Here is a 17039-nt window from a genome sequence, read left to right as displayed (position 1 = left end):
CCTTACGCGGCCGGGAGGTTGTCCAGCTGCGTCTGGAGGCGGGCGATGTCCTCCTCGGCCTTGGCGAGCCGGCCGCGGATCTTGTCCACGACGTTGTCGGGCGCCTTGGCGAGGAACGCCTCGTTGCCGAGCTTGCCGGTGGCCTGGGCCTTCTCCTTCTCGGCGGCGGCCAGGTCCTTGGCGAGCCGCTTGCGCTCCGCCGCCACGTCGATCGTGCCGGACAGGTCGAGGGCGACGCTCGCGCCCGCGACCGGCAGCGTCGCCGTCGCCGCGAAGCTCTCGCCCTCCGGCTGGAGGCGCAGGAGCTGGCGGACGGCGGCCTCGTGCGGGGCGAACGGCGTGCCGTCCAGGGTGAGGCGGGCCGGGACCTTCTGGCCGGGCTGGAGGCCCTGGTCGGCGCGGAACCGGCGGACCTCGGTGACGAGGTCCTGGAGGGAGAGGATCTCCTTCTCGGCGTCGGCGTCCCGGAAGCCGCTGTCCTTGGGCCAGTCGGCGATCACGACGGACTCACCGCCCGTGAGCGTCGTCCACAGCGTCTCCGTCACGAACGGCACCACCGGGTGCAGCAGGCGCAGCGTGACGTCGAGGACCTCGCCGAGGACGCGCTTGCTGACCTCGGCCGCGGGGCCGCCCGCCATGAACGTGGTCTTGGACAGCTCGACGTACCAGTCGAAGACCTCGTCCCACGCGAAGTGGAAGAGGGCGTCGGAGAGCTTCGCGAACTGGTAGTCCTCGTAAAGTCCGTCGACCTCGGCGACCACCGTGTTCAGGCGGGAGAGGATCCACCGGTCCGTCGCCGACATCTCGGCGGCGTCGGGCAGCGGGCCCTCGACCGTGGCGCCGTTCATCAGCGCGAAGCGGGTGGCGTTCCAGATCTTGTTCGCGAAGTTCCGGGAGCCCTGCACCCAGTCCTCGCCGATCGGCACGTCCACGCCCGGGTTGGCGCCACGGGCCAGGGTGAAGCGGAGCGCGTCGGAGCCGTACTTGTCCATCCAGTCAAGCGGGTTGACCGCGTTCCCGAAGGACTTCGACATCTTCTTGCCGAACTGGTCGCGGACCATGCCGTGCAGGGCGATGGTGTGGAACGGCGGGGTGCCGTCCATCGCGTACAGGCCGAACATCATCATCCGGGCGACCCAGAAGAAGAGGATGTCGTAGCCGGTGACCAGGACGGAGTTCGGGTAGAACTTCGCGAGGCTGTCGGTCTTCTCGGGCCAGCCGAGGGTGGAGAACGGCCACAGGCCGGACGAGAACCAGGTGTCCAGGACGTCCGTGTCCTGGTGCCAGCCCTCACCCGTCGGCGCCTCCTCGTCGGGACCGACGCACACGACCTCACCGTTCGGCCCGTACCAGACGGGGATCCGGTGGCCCCACCACAACTGCCGCGAGATGCACCAGTCGTGGAGGTTGTCGACCCAGTCGAAGTAGCGCTTCTCCATCTCCTGCGGGTGGATCTTGACCTGGCCGTCGCGGACCGCGTCACCGGCGGCCTTCGCGAGCGGGCCGACCTTGACCCACCACTGCATGGAGAGCCGCGGCTCGATGGTGGTCTTGCAGCGCGAGCAGTGCCCGACCGAGTGCGAGTAGGGACGCTTCTCGGCAACGACGCGCCCCTCGGCACGCAGCGCGCCGACGATCGCGGAACGGGCCTCGAGCCGGTCCAGACCCTGGAACGGGCCGGGGACCGTAATGACGGCGTGCTCATCCATGACCGCGATGTTCGGCAGGTCGTGGCGCTGGCCGATCTCGAAGTCGTTCGGGTCGTGGGCGGGCGTCACCTTGACGGCGCCGGTGCCGAACTCCGGGTCGACGTGCTCGTCCGCGACGACCGGGATGGAGCGGTCGGTCAGCGGCAGCTTGATGAGCTTGCCGACGAGGTGCTTGTACCGCTCGTCCTCGGGGTGCACGGCGACAGCCGTGTCGCCGAGCATCGTCTCGGCACGGGTGGTGGCGACGACGATGGTCTCGTCCCCGTCCCCGTACTTCATCGAGACCAGCTCACCGTCATCGTCCTGGTACTCCACCTCGATGTCCGAGATGGCGGTGAGGCACCGGGGGCACCAGTTGATGATGCGCTCGGCGCGGTAGATCAGCTCGTCCTCGTACAGCCGCTTGAAGATCGTCTGAACGGCCTTCGACAGACCCTCGTCCATCGTGAACCGCTCACGCGACCACGCGACACCGTCGCCGAGGCGGCGCATCTGGCCGGAGATCTGCCCGCCGGACTCGCCCTTCCACTGCCACACGCGCTCGACGAAGGCCTCACGGCCGAGGTCGTGCCGGGACTTGCCCTCCTTGCCGAGCTCGCGCTCGACGACGTTCTGCGTGGCGATGCCGGCGTGGTCCATGCCCGGCTGCCACAGCACCTCGAAGCCCTGCATGCGCTTGCGGCGGGTCAGGGCGTCGATGAGGGTGTGCTCGAAGGCGTGGCCCAGGTGCAGGCTGCCGGTCACGTTCGGCGGCGGGATGACGACGGTGTACGGCGGCTTCTCACTGCTCTCATCGGCATCGAAGTAGCCCCGCTCTACCCAGCGCTCGTACAGCGCCCCCTCTACCTCGGACGGCGCGTACTGCGTCGGGAGTTCGGGGGTGGTCGCTGGCGGCTGCTGCTGAGCGTTCTCGGTCACGGGCCCAGTTTAGAGGTTGGGAACTGCTGCCCGCGTACTGCTCCGCAGTCACTCTCGGTGAGGGCGAGTGAGCGATTTGGCCGGGCCGACGCTGGCCGTCCGGTCGGGTGCCGGGTGTCTCCTCCGTCATGAGACATGCCCTGGCTTCCGCCCCGAGAGAGGAACAGAGGTTCTTGGATCGAATGGGTGCCCTTTAGAGATGGTGCTCGTTGACTGGCGTGACGGCTCTTCGGCCGAGCGGGGGTGAACGGGTGGGCAGGTTGCGGGAGTTGACGGTGCCGTTTGTTGTACCTGATCCCTCCGGGGTGGCTGTCCGGGACCGGCTGCGGGTGTCGGAAGCGGATGCGGTGGTGCTGGCCGAGGTCGGGAGGTTCCTCGGTTCGCTGGCCGCCGGTGATCTGGCGGCACGGTCCCGGCAGGGGCTGGGGCATGACGCGGCCTCGTGGGCGGTGCGTAAGCGGGAGCTGACGGGGAGGTCCTCGGCGCGCTGGGCGGGCAGTATCACCAAGGCCACGCATGACCAGTGGGCGCTGGCCCGACGCGGCCAGGCGGCGCACCTGAGCTGGCTGCGGGGACAGATCACACAGATCGAAGAGCGGCTGGCAAGGCCACTGGGTGCCAGGGCGGACAAGCAGGAGGGGCTGGTGCGGGGTTATGCCTCGCGTGGCGAGTGGCATGCCAAGTCCCGCCGCCTGCACGCCCTGAAGGACCGGCTGGCGGCAGTGGAGGCGGACTGGTCGGCGGGCCGTGTGCGGGTGGTGCGCGGCGGCAAGCAGCTCGCGAACGCCCGTCACCATCTGGCCGCCGCCGGGCTGAGCGAGCGGGCATGGCGGGAACGCCGGCAGGCGGAGCGGATGTTCCTGGCCGCGGACGGGGAGTCCGGCAAGCGCTTCGGCAACGAGACCATCCGCGTCAACGGCGCCGGGCAGCTCTCGATCAAGCTCCCGGCCGCTCTGGCCCACCTGGCGAACGCACCGCACGGCCGTTATGTGCTGGACGCAACCGTACGGTTCCGGCATCGGGGGCAGGAGTGGCGCGACCGGATCACCGCGAACCGGGCGGTGGCCTACCGCATCCACCACGATGTCGCGCGCGGCCGTTGGTATGTGACCGCGTCCTGGCAGCGCGCCACCGCCCTTGTGCTGCCACTTCCGGTGGCGCTGGCCCAGGGGGTGGTGGGGGTGGACATGAACGATGATCACCTCGCGGCCTGGCGTCTGGACACGCACGGCAACCCCGTGGGCGAACCGCAGCGCTTCTTCTACGACCTGACCGGCTCCGCCGATCACCGGGACGCGCAGATCCGGCACGCGTTGAGTCGACTGCTTCACTGCACCCGCCGATTCGGGGCCACCGCGATCGCCATCGAGGACCTCGACTTCACGGACGGCAAGAGCCGGGAGAAGCACGGCCGAAACACGCACTTCCGCCGTCTGGTCTCCCGTTTCCCGACCGCGAGACTCCGCGCCCGGCTGGTGTCGATGGCCGCCGAGCAGGACATCTGCATCGTGGCGGTGGACCCGGCGTACACCTCCCGGTGGGGTGCCAAGCACTGGCAGAAACCCCTGGCCACCCCGACCCGCAGGATTTCCCGGCACGATGCGGCAAGCATCGCGGTCGGGCGACGCGCCCTCGGGCATCCGATCCGGCGACGGACGGCACCGCCCCCGCATCACCAGAGTGCTGGTGCGGGGCATCGGACCGTCCAGGCCGCCTCGGGTGCCCGTGGGTGTGAGGAACCCCGCCCCCACGTTCCCGGACCGCGCACACGATGCGCGCCGCCGGATTGTGGGCCGAAAGCGGGGGACCAGTGTGCCCAACACCGTTCGGGGCACGCGGCTGAGCACGAGTTCCGGAAACAGGACTCACTTCCGCTCAGTCTTTAGGAACGGTGTCACAGACCGGTCCCGAAACCGGAATCTTCAGTAACGGTTGACGCCCCGGGGCCCATGGGGATCCCTGCGTCGGTCAGGATGTCTGGAACACATAAGCGCGCGGAGAATGTTGGCGCGCTCAGGCGTTCGAGGGGAACCCCAGTAATGAGCTACAACCAGCCGGGCCCGTACGGCGGGCAGCAGCCGCAGCAGCCCGGGCCGTACGGCGGCGGCCAGCCGCAGCAGCCCGGCCCCTACGGCCAGCCGCCGCAGGCTCCGCAGCCCGGCTACGGCTACCCGCAGCAGGCGCCCCAGGGCGTCCCGCCGCAGCAGCCGCCCGGTTACGGGTACCCGCAGCAGCCGGGCGCCCCGTACGGCCAGCCGCAGCAGCCGGGCCCCTACGGGCAGCAGCCCCAGGCCCCCTACGGCCAGGTCCCGCCCCCGCCGAGCGGAGGCGGCGGCAAGAAGACGGGCCTGATCATCGGCGCGGTCGCCGTGATCGCGGCGATCGGCGTGGGCGCGTACTTCGTCCTGGGGGGCAGTGACAGCGACAGCGCGGGCTCGGTCAAGGACGACGGCCCGCACAAGATCGTCACGCCGCCCACGGTCCTCACCGACTACAAGCAGAAGCCGGGCAGCGCCGACGGCGGCGACATGTCCTCCGAGCAGACGAAGAACGCCGCGAAGTACGGGGTGAAGAACCCCACGGACGTCGCGGCCCAGTACAGCTCGGGCACCCAGGAGAACCCGCTGGGGCAGAAGATCCTGCAGATCAACGGCGTCTACGGCGAGATCGACGACCCCTCGTCGGTCATCGACAAGATGTTCGCCGGCGCGGAGAAGAAGTCCAAGGAGAACAACCCCGGCGGTCAGAAGATCACCGTCATCGGCAGCCCGAAGTCGTACAACCCCTCCGAGCTCGACGGCGCGGTCATGAAGTGCCAGGAGATGAAGTACGCCATGGGCTCCTCGTCGTCCAGCACCAGCCAGGGCCCGAAGGAGATGTCGATGGCCACCTGCATCTGGGGTGACAAGAGCACGATCGGCGTCGTCGTCACCGCGAACGTGGCCGACGCCCTGGCCGGCAAGACCGCCGACCTGGACGAGGCCGCGGAGAAGTCGGCCAAGTTCCGCAAGGAAGTCCGCGTCAAGCTCTGACACCGCGACACGGGTGACGGGCACGCGCGGGCCCCGGCTGGCACAGCCGGGGCCCGTCTGCGTCACGACGGGTGGCGCAGAACCGCTCCACGAAGGGGGAACCCACGCATGAGCCACAACCAGCCGGGCCCGTACGGCGGCCAGGAACCCGGACCGTACGGCGGCGGCCAGCCGCAGCAGCCGGGCCCCTACGGCCAGCAGCCGCAGGACCCCGGGTACGGCTACCCGCAGCAGCAGCCCCAGCAGCCCGGCTACGGGTACCCCCAGCAGGCCCCGCAGGGCGTCCCGCCCCAGCAGCCGCCGTACGGCCAGCCCGGCTACAGCCAGCCGCAGCAGCCCGGCCCCTACGGGCAGCAGCCGCAGGCCCCCTACGGCCAGGTTCCGCCGCCCCCGCCGGGCGGAGGCGGCGGCAAGAAGAAGACGGGCCTGATCATCGGCGCGGTCGCCGTGATCGCGGCGATCGGCGTGGGCGCCTACTTCGTGCTCGGCGGCAGCGACAGTGACAACGCGGGCACGGTCAAGGACGACGGCCCGCACAAGCTGACCACCCCCGCGACCGTCATCGACGGCGAGTTCAAGAGGGACAGCGGCTCGTCCGGCGGGTTCGGCGGCATCAACACGGAGAAGGCCGAGAAGGCGGGCGTCAAGAACGCCAAGGACGTCGGGGCGGACTACCAGTCCGGTTCCAAGGAGAATCCGCTCTCGGTCAAGGCCGTCAACTTCGGCGGCGTGTACGGCGAGATCGACGACCCGGAGAGCGTCGTGGACAAGATGTTCGCCAACGCCGAGAAGGAGCAGAACAAGGCCGGCGGCGGCACCAAGATGAAGGTGGTCGGCAGCCCGAAGTCGTACAACCCCTCCGAGCTCGACGGCGCGATGATGAAGTGCCAGGAGATGAAGATCGACACGAGCGGGTCGACCGACTCCTCGGCTCCCAAGGAGATGTCCGCGGCCGTCTGCATCTGGGGCGACAACAGCACGATCGGCTTCACCGTGACCGTCGACGTGGCCAGCGCCATGGCGGGCAAGAGCGCCGACCTCGGGGACGCCGCGGAGAAGACCGCCAAGCTCCGCAAGGACACGCGCGTCAAGATCTGATCCGTCATCAGTCCGTTCGGACACCAACAAGGGCCCGGTCGCTCCGGCCGGGCCCTTCGCATGCCTCAGGGGGAGAACCAGAAGTGAGCAGCAGGAAAACCGTGACCGCCGTCGCCGGGATCGGCGTCGTCGCTCTGCTCGGCGTGGGTGCGTACGTCGGTTTTGGTGGGGACGACTCCGGCAAGGGAGAGGCCTCCGTCGCCGTCAAGGACGACGGGCCGCACAAGTTGGTCGCGCCGAAGGCCGTGTTCGGCGGGTACCGGCAGGTCAAAGGGATGACGTCGGCCGCCCTCGAAGAGCCCGCGAGCTTCGGGGTGCGTGGCGCAAAGACGGTTCAGGCGGTGTACGGCTCCGACCGGGGGGCCAAGGCGTTGAGCGCCGGGTTGATCCAGTTCACCGGCGCGTACGGGACGATCGACACCCCGGAGAAGACCGTCGACGCGATGTTCGCGGACCTCGCGGCCAAGGCGAGGAAGCCGGGCAAGGGCGGCGAGAAGAGCACGATGGTTGGCGAGCCGAAGGACTTCGGCACGGACGGCGCGGTCGTCAAATGCCAGGAGTCACGTATCGAGGACCCCAACACCGGCGCGCCCGAGGGCCCCAAGGTGGTCCACGTCGCCATGTGCGCCTGGGCCGACCGCAGTACCGCCGCCATCGTCATGCCCGTGGACACCCGCGACGCCAAGGCGGGCAAGCCCGCGTCCCTCGACGACGCCGCCACCACAACGCAGAAGCTCCGCAAGGAAGTTCGCGTCAAACGCTGACGGGGCGCGTACGGCGGGATCAGCGGGAAGACGACGCAAGGGCGCCCGGCGAGGTCAACTCGCCGGGCGCCCTTGGCCGTTCATGTGCCGCCGCGCGGCTTACGCGGACTTCTGCTCCCCTGCCCCGGGGCCCCGCACCTCGCGCGGCACCAGCGTCGGGTTCACATTCGAGTGGACGACGTCCGCCGTGATGACGACGCGGGCGACGTCCTTGCGGGACGGCACCTCGTACATCACCGACTGGAGGACCTCCTCCATGATGGCGCGCAGGCCGCGCGCGCCGGTCTGGCGGAGGATCGCCTGGTCCGCGATGGCTTCGAGGGCCTCGCGCTCGAAGTCCAGCTCCACGCCGTCGAGTTCGAAGAGGCGCTGGTACTGCTTGACGAGGGCGTTGCGCGGCTCGACCAGGATCTGGAGGAGCGCTTCGCGGTCGAGGTTGTGGACCGAGGTGATGACGGGCAGGCGGCCGATGAACTCGGGGATCATCCCGAACTTCACCAGGTCCTCCGGCATGATGTCCTCGAACTGGTCCTTCTCCTCCAGCTCCCGCTTGGAGCGGATGGTCGCGCCGAAGCCGATGCCCTTGGCACCCGCCCGCGACTCGATGATCTTCTCCAGGCCGGCGAAGGCGCCGCCCACGATGAACAGCACGTTCGTCGTGTCGATCTGGATGAATTCCTGGTGCGGGTGCTTGCGGCCGCCCTGCGGCGGGACGGAGGCCGTCGTGCCCTCCAGGATCTTCAACAGGGCCTGCTGGACGCCTTCACCCGATACGTCGCGCGTGATCGAGGGGTTTTCGCTCTTGCGGGCGACCTTGTCGATCTCGTCGATGTAGATGATGCCCGTCTCGGCCTTCTTGACGTCGTAGTCGGCGGCCTGGATGAGCTTGAGGAGGATGTTCTCCACGTCCTCGCCTACATAGCCCGCCTCCGTGAGCGCCGTCGCGTCGGCGATGGCGAAGGGGACGTTCAGCATGCGGGCGAGCGTCTGGGCGAGCAGCGTCTTGCCGGAGCCCGTGGGGCCGAGCAGCAGGATGTTGGACTTCGCCAGCTCGATGGCGTCCTCGCGGCCCTGTGCGCCGCCGTTCTCCCCGGCCTGGACGCGCTTGTAGTGGTTGTAGACGGCGACGGAGAGGGCCTTCTTGGCGGGCTCCTGACCGACTACGTACCCCTCGAGGAACTCGTAGATCTCGCGGGGCTTGGGCAGTTCCTCCCAGCGGACCTCGCTCGTCTCGGCGAGCTCTTCCTCGATGATCTCGTTACAGAGATCGATGCACTCATCGCAGATGTACACGCCGGGGCCTGCGATGAGCTTCTTGACCTGCTTCTGGCTCTTGCCACAGAACGAGCACTTGAGCAGATCGCCGCCGTCACCGATGCGTGCCACGGTGTGCTTCCCCTTCGCCTGGGAGACGCCGTTGGTCCAGCGGCTCCTGGTGCCTTGTATCCGACGGTACCTTGCCTGGCCCCCCGTTCGGGCCCCCCTTGGCGCGGTTCGCTTCGACGTGGACCGTACCCCGGGGTGGGCGGATGGTGCTGCGGTGCCCCGAACGAGTCCGGCTCGCGGTCTCGTCCGGGGCCCCTGCGGGGGTCAGAGCGCGGCGTTGTTCATCTTCCGGGTGGAGATGATCTGGTCGATCAGGCCGTACTCCAGCGCGTCCTCGGCGGTGAGGATCTTGTCGCGCTCGATGTCGTCGCGGATCTTCTCGATCGGCGTCGTGGAGTGCTTGGCCAGCATCTCCTCGAGCTGCGTACGCATCCGGAGGATCTCGTTGGCCGCGATCTCCAGGTCGGAGAGCTGCTCGCGGCCCGTTCCGCCGGACGGCTGGTGGATCAGCACGCGGGCGTTCGGCAGGGCCATGCGCTTGCCCGGGGTGCCGGCGGCCAGGAGCACGGCGGCCGCGGAGGACGCCTGGCCCATGCAGACCGTCTGGATGTCGGGCTTCACGAACTGCATCGTGTCGTAGATCGCGGTGAGCGCCGTGAAGGAGCCGCCGGGGCTGTTGATGTAGACCGAGATGTCACGGTCGGGGTCCATCGACTCCAGGCACAGGAGCTGCGCCATGACGTCGTTGGCGGAGGCGTCGTCGATCTGGACGCCGAGGAAGATCACGCGCTCTTCGAAGAGCTTCGCGTACGGGTCGTACTCACGCACGCCCTGCGAGGTGCGCTCGACGAAGCGCGGGATCACATAGCGGTTGTCCACCTGGGGGCCGGTGTGCAGGCCCGAGGGCTGTCCGCTGATCGGGAAGCTGTTCATCTGAGGTGTTCCGTCCTGGGTGTGAGCGTGGGCTTGGTCGCCGGCGGGGGTGCCTGGGTCAGGCCCCCGTGCCGCCGCCGCCCGGAACACCCGAAGCGGCGCTGATGATCTCGTCGATGAGGCCGTACTCCTTGGCCTCGTCGGTGGTGAACCAGCGGTCGCGGTCACCGTCACGGATGATCGTCTCGACCGTCTGGCCGGAGTGGCGGGCGGTGATCTCGGCCATGCGCTGCTTGGTGCGCAGCAGGTACTCGGCCTGGATCTTGACGTCCGATGCCGTACCACCGATGCCGGCGGAGCCCTGGTGCATCAGGATGTCGGTGTGCGGCAGGGCGAAGCGCTTGCCCGCGGCGCCGCCGGTCAGCAGGAACTGGCCCATGGAGGCGGCCATGCCCATGCCGATGGTCACGACGTCGTTCGGGATGTACTGCATGGTGTCGTAGATCGCCATGCCGGCGGTCACCGAGCCGCCGGGGCTGTTGATGTAGAGGTAGATGTCCTTCGACGGGTCTGCCGCGAGGAGGAGCATCTGCGCCGTGATCTTGTTCGCGATGTCGTCGTCGACCTGCTGGCCGAGGAAGACGATCCGCTCGCCGAGCAGCCGGTTGTACACATGGTCGCCGAGGCCACCACCGATGGACGGCTCACCGGCTGCGTAAGGCATCAGATTCGTCACGTATCCACCTGCTCGTCTCTGACGGCTCCGGCCGTCTCAGCATCTTCGTTCTGAGGGCAAGGACTCCACTGCCCCCATTCATGGACCCTAACGCGCGGGTCCCTTCGGTGAATCCCGCAAGGGCAACTGTTCGCTGTGAGCGCAGGTAGGGCCCCGTAGGCCCCTGTGTGCGGGCGCGAAGGGCCCCCGGGACGGGTGTCCCGGGGGCCCTTCGTTTACGGCGTGGAAGATCAGGCCTCGGTCTTGTCGGCCTTGTCCTCGGCGGCGGTCTCGGTGGCCTCGGGGGCCTGCTCGCCCTCGGCGGCAGCCTCGTCGTCCTCATCGTCGAGGTCGATGACCTCGCCGTTGGTGTCCTTGACCGTGGCGGCCTCGACGACGACCGCGAGGGCCTTGCCGCGGGCGACCTCGCCGACGAGCATCGGCACCTGGCCACCCTCGACGACGGCCTGCGCGAACTGGTCGGGGCTCATGCCGGAGGACTGCGCGCGCCGCATGAGGTGCTCGGTGAGCTCCTCCTGGTTGACGTTCAGCTTCTCCTTGTTGACGAGCTCGTCGAGGACGAACTGCGTCTTGATGCCCTTGACCGCCTGCTCACGGGTCTCGGCGTCGAACTCCTCCTCGGTCTTGCCCTGGATCTCCAGGTACTTCGCGAGGTCGAGGCCCATCTGGCCGAGCTGGTGGTGCTCCAGGTTGTGCTTGCGGGTGCGGACCTCGTCCTCGAGCAGCTTCTCGGGGACGGGGACCTCGACCAGCTCGAGGAGCTTCTCCAGGACGCGCTCCTGGGCCTGGGTGGCCTGGTCGAACTGGCGGGCCGACTCAAGACGCTTGCGGCTGTCGCCCTTCAGCTCGTCCAGGGTGTCGAACTCCGACGCGAGCTGCGCGAAGTCGTCGTCCAGCTCCGGCAGTTCACGCTTGGCGACCTGGGTGACCTTGACGGTGACCTCGGACTCCTTGCCGGCGGCCGAGCCACCCTTGAGCTCGGAGGTGAAGGTGGCTTCGCCACCGGCCTCCAGGCCCTTCACGGCGTCGTCGATGCCTTCGAGCAGCTCGCCCGAGCCGATGGTGTACGAGACGCCAGAGGCGACCCCGTCCTCCAGGACCTCGCCGTCGACCTTGGCCTCCAGGTCGATGGTGACGACGTCACCCTCCTCGGCGGCACGCTCGACCGGGGCCGTCGAGGCGAAGCGCTCGCGCAGCTCCTCCACGGCCTTGTCGACGTCCTCGTCGGCGATCTCGACCGCGTCGACCTCGACCTCGATGCCGGAGTAGTCCGGGATCTCGATGGCCGGGCGGATGTCGACCTCAGCGGTGAAGTTGAGGGTCTCGTTGTCCTTCAGCTCGGTGATGTCCACGTCGGGCTGGCCCAGGACGTTGAGCTCGGCCTCGTTGACCGCCTCGGTGTAGAACTTCGGGAGGGCGTCGTTGACGGCCTCCTCCAGCACAGCACCACGGCCGAACCGCTGGTCGATGACGCGGGCCGGGATCTTGCCCTTGCGGAAGCCCTTCACCGTGACCTGCTGGTTGATCTTCTTGTACGCCGCGTCGAGGCTGTCCTTGAGCTCCTCGAAGGGCACCTCGACAGTGAGCCGAACCCGGGTCGGGTTCAGGGTCTCCACGGCGCTCTTCACGGTTCGGTCTCCTTGTGGGCTGACTTCTTGGATTCTGCCCGGTTGAGAGACACACGGGCACGCAGCTTGCATAGTAACGGCACGCGGGAGCCGACCCACAATGCGATCTTGGAAGACGGACCGCCGGGGCCGTGCGAATGTCGGTCCCCACCCCGGAACAGGCCACGGAAAGCGGGGGATCGTGCTGGTCGGGGTGGCGGGATTTGAACCCACGGCCTTCCGCTCCCAAAGCGGACGCGCTACCAAGCTGCGCCACACCCCGTCGGTGCGACACGTAGGGTACATGCCCGCAGGCCGTGCGGCGCCCGCTTAATCGGGGTGTGAAGGGGGGTGTGCGGCGCACGCCCCCGACCCGCTACGATGCTGTCCGTGCCGCGCACGCTGACCTGCGAGGGTTTGCTGCGCGAGCTGTGCGGGCGTAGCTCAATGGTAGAGCCCTAGTCTTCCAAACTAGCTACGCGGGTTCGATTCCCGTCGCCCGCTCTGTGGCCTCCGGCCCGGTGTGCAGGTCCTTCCCTGTGCGCCGGGCCGGGGGCTTTTTCGTGCCTTGGTGGGGTGGGGTCAGGGGTTGCGTACGTCGATGCTGTAGACGGAGCGGGCTCCGTACGGGACGTAGAGGGCGTCGCCGACCAGGGTGAGCTCGGCGCCGGTCTCCGAGGCGACGGTCATCCCCGCGCCCCTGCCGCGCGCGGGCAGGCTCCACTTCTCCTCGCCGGTCCTGCGGTCGAGCGCCGCGAGACGGCCGCTCACGGAGGCCAGGTACACATGGCTCCCCGAGGCCAGCGGCGGGCCCGGCGATTCCACGACGGAGTTGACCGACCACCGCTCGCGGCCGGTGCGCGCATCGACCGCGCGGACGTCGCCGTTGGGATACGTGAAGTACAGGTTGCCCCCACTGACTGTGGGCGTCGCTTCATCCGACCGGGGCTCGGCGGGAAGCGTCCGCACCCTGCGGGTGGCCAGGTCGAGCGCGCTGATCCGGCGGGGCGAGTCGTCCACCACGTCGTGGCCGAGCAGCAGGCGGCCGGACGCCTGGCCCAGGAGTTCCAGGCCCGCGTGCGGCACGGTCACCGTCCAGTCCGGTCTGCCGGACGTCAGGTCGAGGCGGGAGACGCGGGTGCTCCGCGTGCTGTCGGCGCAGAGCAGATAGCCGTGGCCCTCGGCGCCGCGCACCCGGCAGTGCACCGAGGGGAGCTTCTCCCGCCAACGGGGCTTGCCCGTGTCGCTGCGCAGCAGGGCGTAGTCGTCCCCTTTGGCCCCGAGGGCGGTGAGCACTCCCGCGTCGGTCCACACCGTGCCGCCGTGCTCAGCGTCCGGGACGGGGGGCTCGGCCCCTTCGCCGTGCTGCGTGGGGGTCGTCCACAGCTCCTTGCCGGTGCGGGCGTCGAGCGCCTGGATCGCGTAATACGGGACGGGCGCCTCGTCACGGTCGACCTGCTCGTTGCGGTACGTGAAGACACGGCCACCGGACACGCCGATGACGCGGCCCTCCATGTCCCCCCACTCCCCCGGCGTCCGGTCGATCGGCAGGCTCCAGCCGAACTCGCCGGTGGCGAGCGAGAACCGCGCGGCTTTCACGTCGTCGCCGGCGCAGAAGAGCCCTGTCCCGGCGGCGACACAGCCGCCGTAGGGGCCTGACGCCTCCTTGCGGTCACGCAGGTCCTTCGCCTCCCAGGCCCGCCAGTTGCCCGGCAGGTCCCCAGCCTCGGACTCGGCGCCCATCAGCCACAGGGCGAGCCCCGACGCGACACCCGCGAGGAGCACGCCCGCCGCGATGGCGAGCAGGCGTGCGCGGCGGCGACGCGCGCGCACCGGGACCGGCACAGCGGCCGCACGCGGCGGCGTCGGCGGCAGCGGCTCCCCCCGCAGCAGCGCCAGCAGCTCGTCCGGTGTGGGGCGTTCCTTGGGGTGTTTGGACAGGCACTGGGCGACGAAGGGGCGCAACTCTTCTGGTACGCCGTCGAGTTCGGGGGTGGCCTCGACTACGCCGGTGGCCGTCTCGTACGGGGAGTCGCTGTCGAAAGGCCCCCGGCCAGTGGCCGCGTAGGTGAGGACCGAGCCCAGGGAGAAGATGTCTGAGGCTGGGCCTACGTCTCGTGGGGACGTGAGTTGTTCGGGGGACATGTAGGGCGGGGTGCCCATGACCCGGCCGGTTTGGGTCAGGGGGTCTGCGGTCAGGGTTTCGGTGGCTCGGGAGACGCCGAAGTCGATGACGCGGGGGCCGTCCTCGGCCAGCATGACGTTGGCCGGTTTGAGGTCCCGGTGGACGACGCCCACGCGGTGGATGTCGCGGAGGGCCTCGGTGAGTCCGGCGGCGAGTTCGAGGAGGCGGGGAAGGGGCAGCGGGCCGTCGCGGCGGACGTGGGTGCCGAGGTCCGCGCCGGGGATGTAGAGCGTGGCCATCCAGGGACGCGGGGCGTCCGCACCGGCGTCCACGACAGGCGCCGTGAACGCGCCGCTGACCCCACGCGCCGCCGCCACCTCGCGGCGGAAACGCGTACGGAACTCGGGGTCGTCGGCGTATTGCCCGTGCACGACCTTGACGGCGAGGCGCCGTCCGGACGCGGAGCGGGCGAGATAGACGACGCCCATCCCGCCGGAGCCGAGGCGGTCCTCTATCGGATAGCCGCCGACCTCCACCGGGTCGGTGTCCCGCAGCGCCATCCGACGCAGACCCCCCATCCGCCGCCGCCGTGCCCCGCCCGAGCCGTCAACAGCCCCTGGGCAGTGCCGCCTTCGTCAGAACTGTATGTCCCCGATGGTCTCCGCGAGGGAGTTCAGGAGTTCCTGGATGTCGTCGGCCATTCCCGTCGAGGCGAGGACGAAGCCGAAGAGCGCCGCGACGATGGCAGGCCATACCTTGATGTTTCCCTGACGAATCATCATGACAAGGACGATCGCCAACAGCAGTACCACTGACAGCGAAATGGCCACTCTGATCACACCCTAGGTCGGTCGCTCTCCCGCCCGGGGGGTACGACCCCGCACTCCCCCGCCAGAACCATCGTGCCACCAACACGACCTCGCCATGCGGCCGGTGACACATCGTCGGCCAAGCCATGCCCCAGGCCATGACCGGTTGCGCACCCGTTCCGCGGGCCGCGCGGGGCCCGCGACGCATGTGCCGCAGGCCAACCACCGGCATCCGTACGGGAATTCGACGCGTCCGCCGGACGGTGAATTCGACTTGATCGTTTCCATGGCCAGCCATCGGCGCGACATCGCCCTGACACCGTCCCGTCACCCGTACACAGCGGCGTACCCACAACTGGTTCACAGGAATTCGAATTGTTGCCGGGAACACATCGCAGGGGTCGCCATAACCCACCACGGACCGATCAACCAGGACATTTCACCAGAGTCGCCCGCGGGCGTTATGCACGATTTAAGCGGTACGAGATATGACGTACCGGACAGTTATCCGGCGGGTTACATGGGCACCCGCGTGGCGTGAAAGCGGAAATCCGGAAGGCGTGGGGGCGGAGAGCGCCGCGGGAAACGGCGAAAACCGTGGGAACACAGAGCAATGGAGCGGACGAATGAGTTGAGGGTTTTACGGGAACACCACGGCGACGCTAGGGTGCCTCAGATGTTCCACGCTGCCATGACCCCCGCAGGCGCAGTGCGGTCCCGGATCGTCTCACCGAGCTCGTGGTGGGAGGGCCTGTGACGAATCCCGTTCCACCGCACGGCCGGCATCGGGCGCCGCTGCCTCCCGTTCAGCCTTCCGTATCGGAGCCGGCCGCCGGAATGCCCGCCCCGCGCGTCCCCTACTCCTCCGCCTCCACCGCGGCCGCCACTGCCCCCCGCCCGGCAGGCCGCCACACCGCATATCCCCCGCAGTCCGGTCATCCCGGTCAGTCCGGCGGTCCCGCTCCCGCTTCCGCCGCCGCGGCCAAGCCCGCCAAGCAGCGCGACGCGTTCTTCGACAACGCCAAGTACCTGGCGATCGTGCTCGTCGCGATGGCCCACGCGTGGGAACCACTGACGGATCACAGCCGCACCGCCGAAGCGCTGTACATGACCGTCTACACCTTCCACATGCCGGCGTTCATCCTGATCTCCGGCTACTTCTCGCGCAGTTTCGACATGCGCCCGGACCGCCTCAAGCGGCTCGTGACCGGAGTGGCCGTCCCCTACGTGCTCTTCGAAGTCGCGTACACCTTCTTCAAGCGGTGGGCCGACGACGATCCGACGCAGCCGATCAGCCTGCTCGACCCCTGGTATCTGACGTGGTTCCTGATCGCCCTGTTCGTGTGGCGGCTGACCACTCCGCTGTGGAAGATCGTGCGCTGGCCGGTGCCGCTGGCCCTCGCCGTCGCCGTGCTCGCGGTGATCTCGCCCGACATCGGTGACGACCTCGACCTCCAACGCGTCCTGCAGTTCATGCCGTTCTTCGTGCTCGGCCTCTTCATCAAGCCCGAGCACTTCCAGCTCGTGCGGCGGCGCGAGGTGCGGCTGCTGTCCCTGCCGATGTTCGCCTGCGCCGTGGTGCTCGCGTACTGGGCCGCTCCGCGGATGACGTCGGTGTGGTTCTACCGCCGCGACAGCGCGCAGGAACTGGGGGTCCCGTGGTGGGTGGGCGTGGTCATGACGCTGGCCCTCTTCGGGTGTTCGGTGCTGCTCACCGCGTGCTTCTTCGCATGGGTGCCGCGCCGGAGGATGTGGTTCACCGTGCTCGGCGCGGGGACTCTGTACGGGTATCTGCTGCACGGCTTCCTCGCCAAGGGGTCCCGGTTCTGGGGCTGGTTCGAGGAGTACGAGTGGTTGCACCAGCCCGTCGGGCAGGTGGTCGTGACGGTGGTCGCGGGCGCGGTCGTGACGGTGCTGTGTACGCCGCCTGTGCAGCGGGCCTTCCGCTTCGCGATGGAGCCGAAGATGGAGTGGGCGTTCCGGCGGGACGCTGCGGCTTTGGCCCGGGAGCGGGCCGCTTCGCGGTGAGGCTCCGGTGCCCC

12 protein-coding genes and 2 tRNA genes are annotated in these 17039 nt (G+C 69.1%); 6 read left to right on the top strand and 8 right to left on the bottom strand.

Annotated features, from left to right (window positions below; all coding sequences use genetic code 11):
• Positions 1–2: 2 nt before the first annotated feature.
• Positions 3–2627 (bottom strand): valine--tRNA ligase, encoded by a 2625-nt coding sequence (locus IEY91_RS33620; protein WP_189176876.1) that lies wholly within the window; start codon positions 2625–2627, stop codon positions 3–5.
• Positions 2628–2902: 275 nt separating this feature from the next.
• Here IEY91_RS33620 and IEY91_RS33615 point away from each other — a divergent pair, with 275 nt between their 5' ends.
• The 4 genes from IEY91_RS33615 (at position 2903) to IEY91_RS33600 (ending at position 7521) form a co-directional block, all read left to right on the top strand.
• Positions 2903–4513, top strand: a complete 1611-nt coding sequence (locus tag IEY91_RS33615) for a transposase (protein WP_229697404.1) — start codon at positions 2903–2905, stop codon at positions 4511–4513.
• 153 nt (positions 4514–4666) lie between these two features.
• On the top strand, positions 4667–5659 hold the full coding sequence (locus IEY91_RS33610) for a hypothetical protein (RefSeq protein ID WP_189176874.1): 993 nt from the start codon (positions 4667–4669) through the stop codon (positions 5657–5659).
• 108 nt (positions 5660–5767) lie between these two features.
• Entirely contained in the window at positions 5768–6757 is a 990-nt protein-coding gene (locus IEY91_RS33605; protein WP_189176873.1) for a hypothetical protein, read from the top strand.
• 83 nt (positions 6758–6840) lie between these two features.
• Positions 6841–7521 (top strand): polysaccharide deacetylase family protein, encoded by a 681-nt coding sequence (locus tag IEY91_RS33600; RefSeq protein WP_189176872.1) that lies wholly within the window; start codon positions 6841–6843, stop codon positions 7519–7521.
• 99 nt (positions 7522–7620) lie between these two features.
• Here IEY91_RS33600 and clpX read toward each other — a convergent pair whose 3' ends face one another.
• The 5 genes from clpX to IEY91_RS33575 form a co-directional block, all read right to left on the bottom strand.
• A complete protein-coding gene (gene clpX / locus IEY91_RS33595; protein WP_164325049.1) occupies positions 7621–8907 on the bottom strand; it encodes an ATP-dependent Clp protease ATP-binding subunit ClpX in 1287 nt (428 codons plus the stop codon).
• Between the two features lie 204 nt (positions 8908–9111).
• Positions 9112–9780, bottom strand: coding sequence for an ATP-dependent Clp protease proteolytic subunit (locus tag IEY91_RS33590; RefSeq protein WP_164325048.1), 669 nt, complete (start codon positions 9778–9780; stop codon positions 9112–9114).
• 58 nt (positions 9781–9838) lie between these two features.
• Positions 9839–10444 (bottom strand): ATP-dependent Clp protease proteolytic subunit, encoded by a 606-nt coding sequence (locus IEY91_RS33585; RefSeq protein WP_164328539.1) that lies wholly within the window; start codon positions 10442–10444, stop codon positions 9839–9841.
• A gap of 242 nt (positions 10445–10686) precedes the next feature.
• Positions 10687–12084 (bottom strand): trigger factor, encoded by a 1398-nt coding sequence (tig, locus tag IEY91_RS33580; RefSeq protein ID WP_164325046.1) that lies wholly within the window; start codon positions 12082–12084, stop codon positions 10687–10689.
• Positions 12085–12269: 185 nt separating this feature from the next.
• Positions 12270–12346, bottom strand: a tRNA-Pro gene (locus IEY91_RS33575).
• A gap of 150 nt (positions 12347–12496) precedes the next feature.
• Here IEY91_RS33575 and IEY91_RS33570 point away from each other — a divergent pair.
• Positions 12497–12567: transfer RNA gene (locus IEY91_RS33570), tRNA-Gly, on the top strand.
• A gap of 78 nt (positions 12568–12645) precedes the next feature.
• On the opposite strand, the gene IEY91_RS33565 is transcribed toward IEY91_RS33570, so the two are convergent.
• Positions 12646–14748: a serine/threonine-protein kinase gene (locus tag IEY91_RS33565; protein ID WP_189176897.1), complete on the bottom strand. Its 2103-nt coding sequence runs from the start codon at positions 14746–14748 to the stop codon at positions 12646–12648.
• A gap of 75 nt (positions 14749–14823) precedes the next feature.
• Positions 14824–15018 (bottom strand): hypothetical protein, encoded by a 195-nt coding sequence (locus IEY91_RS33560; RefSeq protein WP_164325044.1) that lies wholly within the window; start codon positions 15016–15018, stop codon positions 14824–14826.
• A gap of 732 nt (positions 15019–15750) precedes the next feature.
• On the opposite strand from IEY91_RS33560, the gene IEY91_RS33555 reads away from it, so the two are divergent.
• Positions 15751–17025, top strand: coding sequence for an acyltransferase family protein (locus IEY91_RS33555; protein ID WP_189176871.1), 1275 nt, complete (start codon positions 15751–15753; stop codon positions 17023–17025).
• Positions 17026–17039 lie beyond the last annotated feature (14 nt).

Origin of the sequence: Streptomyces lasiicapitis, assembly GCF_014646335.1 — a bacterium.
Classification (GTDB): domain Bacteria; phylum Actinomycetota; class Actinomycetes; order Streptomycetales; family Streptomycetaceae; genus Streptomyces; species Streptomyces lasiicapitis.
Note: the sequence above shows the minus strand (reverse complement) of the source record. Positions and strands in the feature narration are given on the sequence as shown.

Bases quoted from the DNA above. Each gene is read 5' to 3' on its own strand.
- IEY91_RS33610 (WP_189176874.1), top strand. From the start codon at position 4,667: ATGAGCTACAACCAGCCGGGCCCGTACGGCGGGCAGCAGCCGCAGCAG.
- IEY91_RS33605 (WP_189176873.1), top strand. From the start codon at position 5,768: ATGAGCCACAACCAGCCGGGCCCGTACGGCGGCCAGGAACCCGGACCG.
- IEY91_RS33590 (WP_164325048.1), bottom strand. From the start codon at position 9,780: ATGAACAGCTTCCCGATCAGCGGACAGCCCTCGGGCCTGCACACCGGC.
- IEY91_RS33585 (WP_164328539.1), bottom strand. From the start codon at position 10,444: ATGCCTTACGCAGCCGGTGAGCCGTCCATCGGTGGTGGCCTCGGCGAC.
- IEY91_RS33565 (WP_189176897.1), bottom strand. From the start codon at position 14,748: ATGGCGCTGCGGGACACCGACCCGGTGGAGGTCGGCGGCTATCCGATA.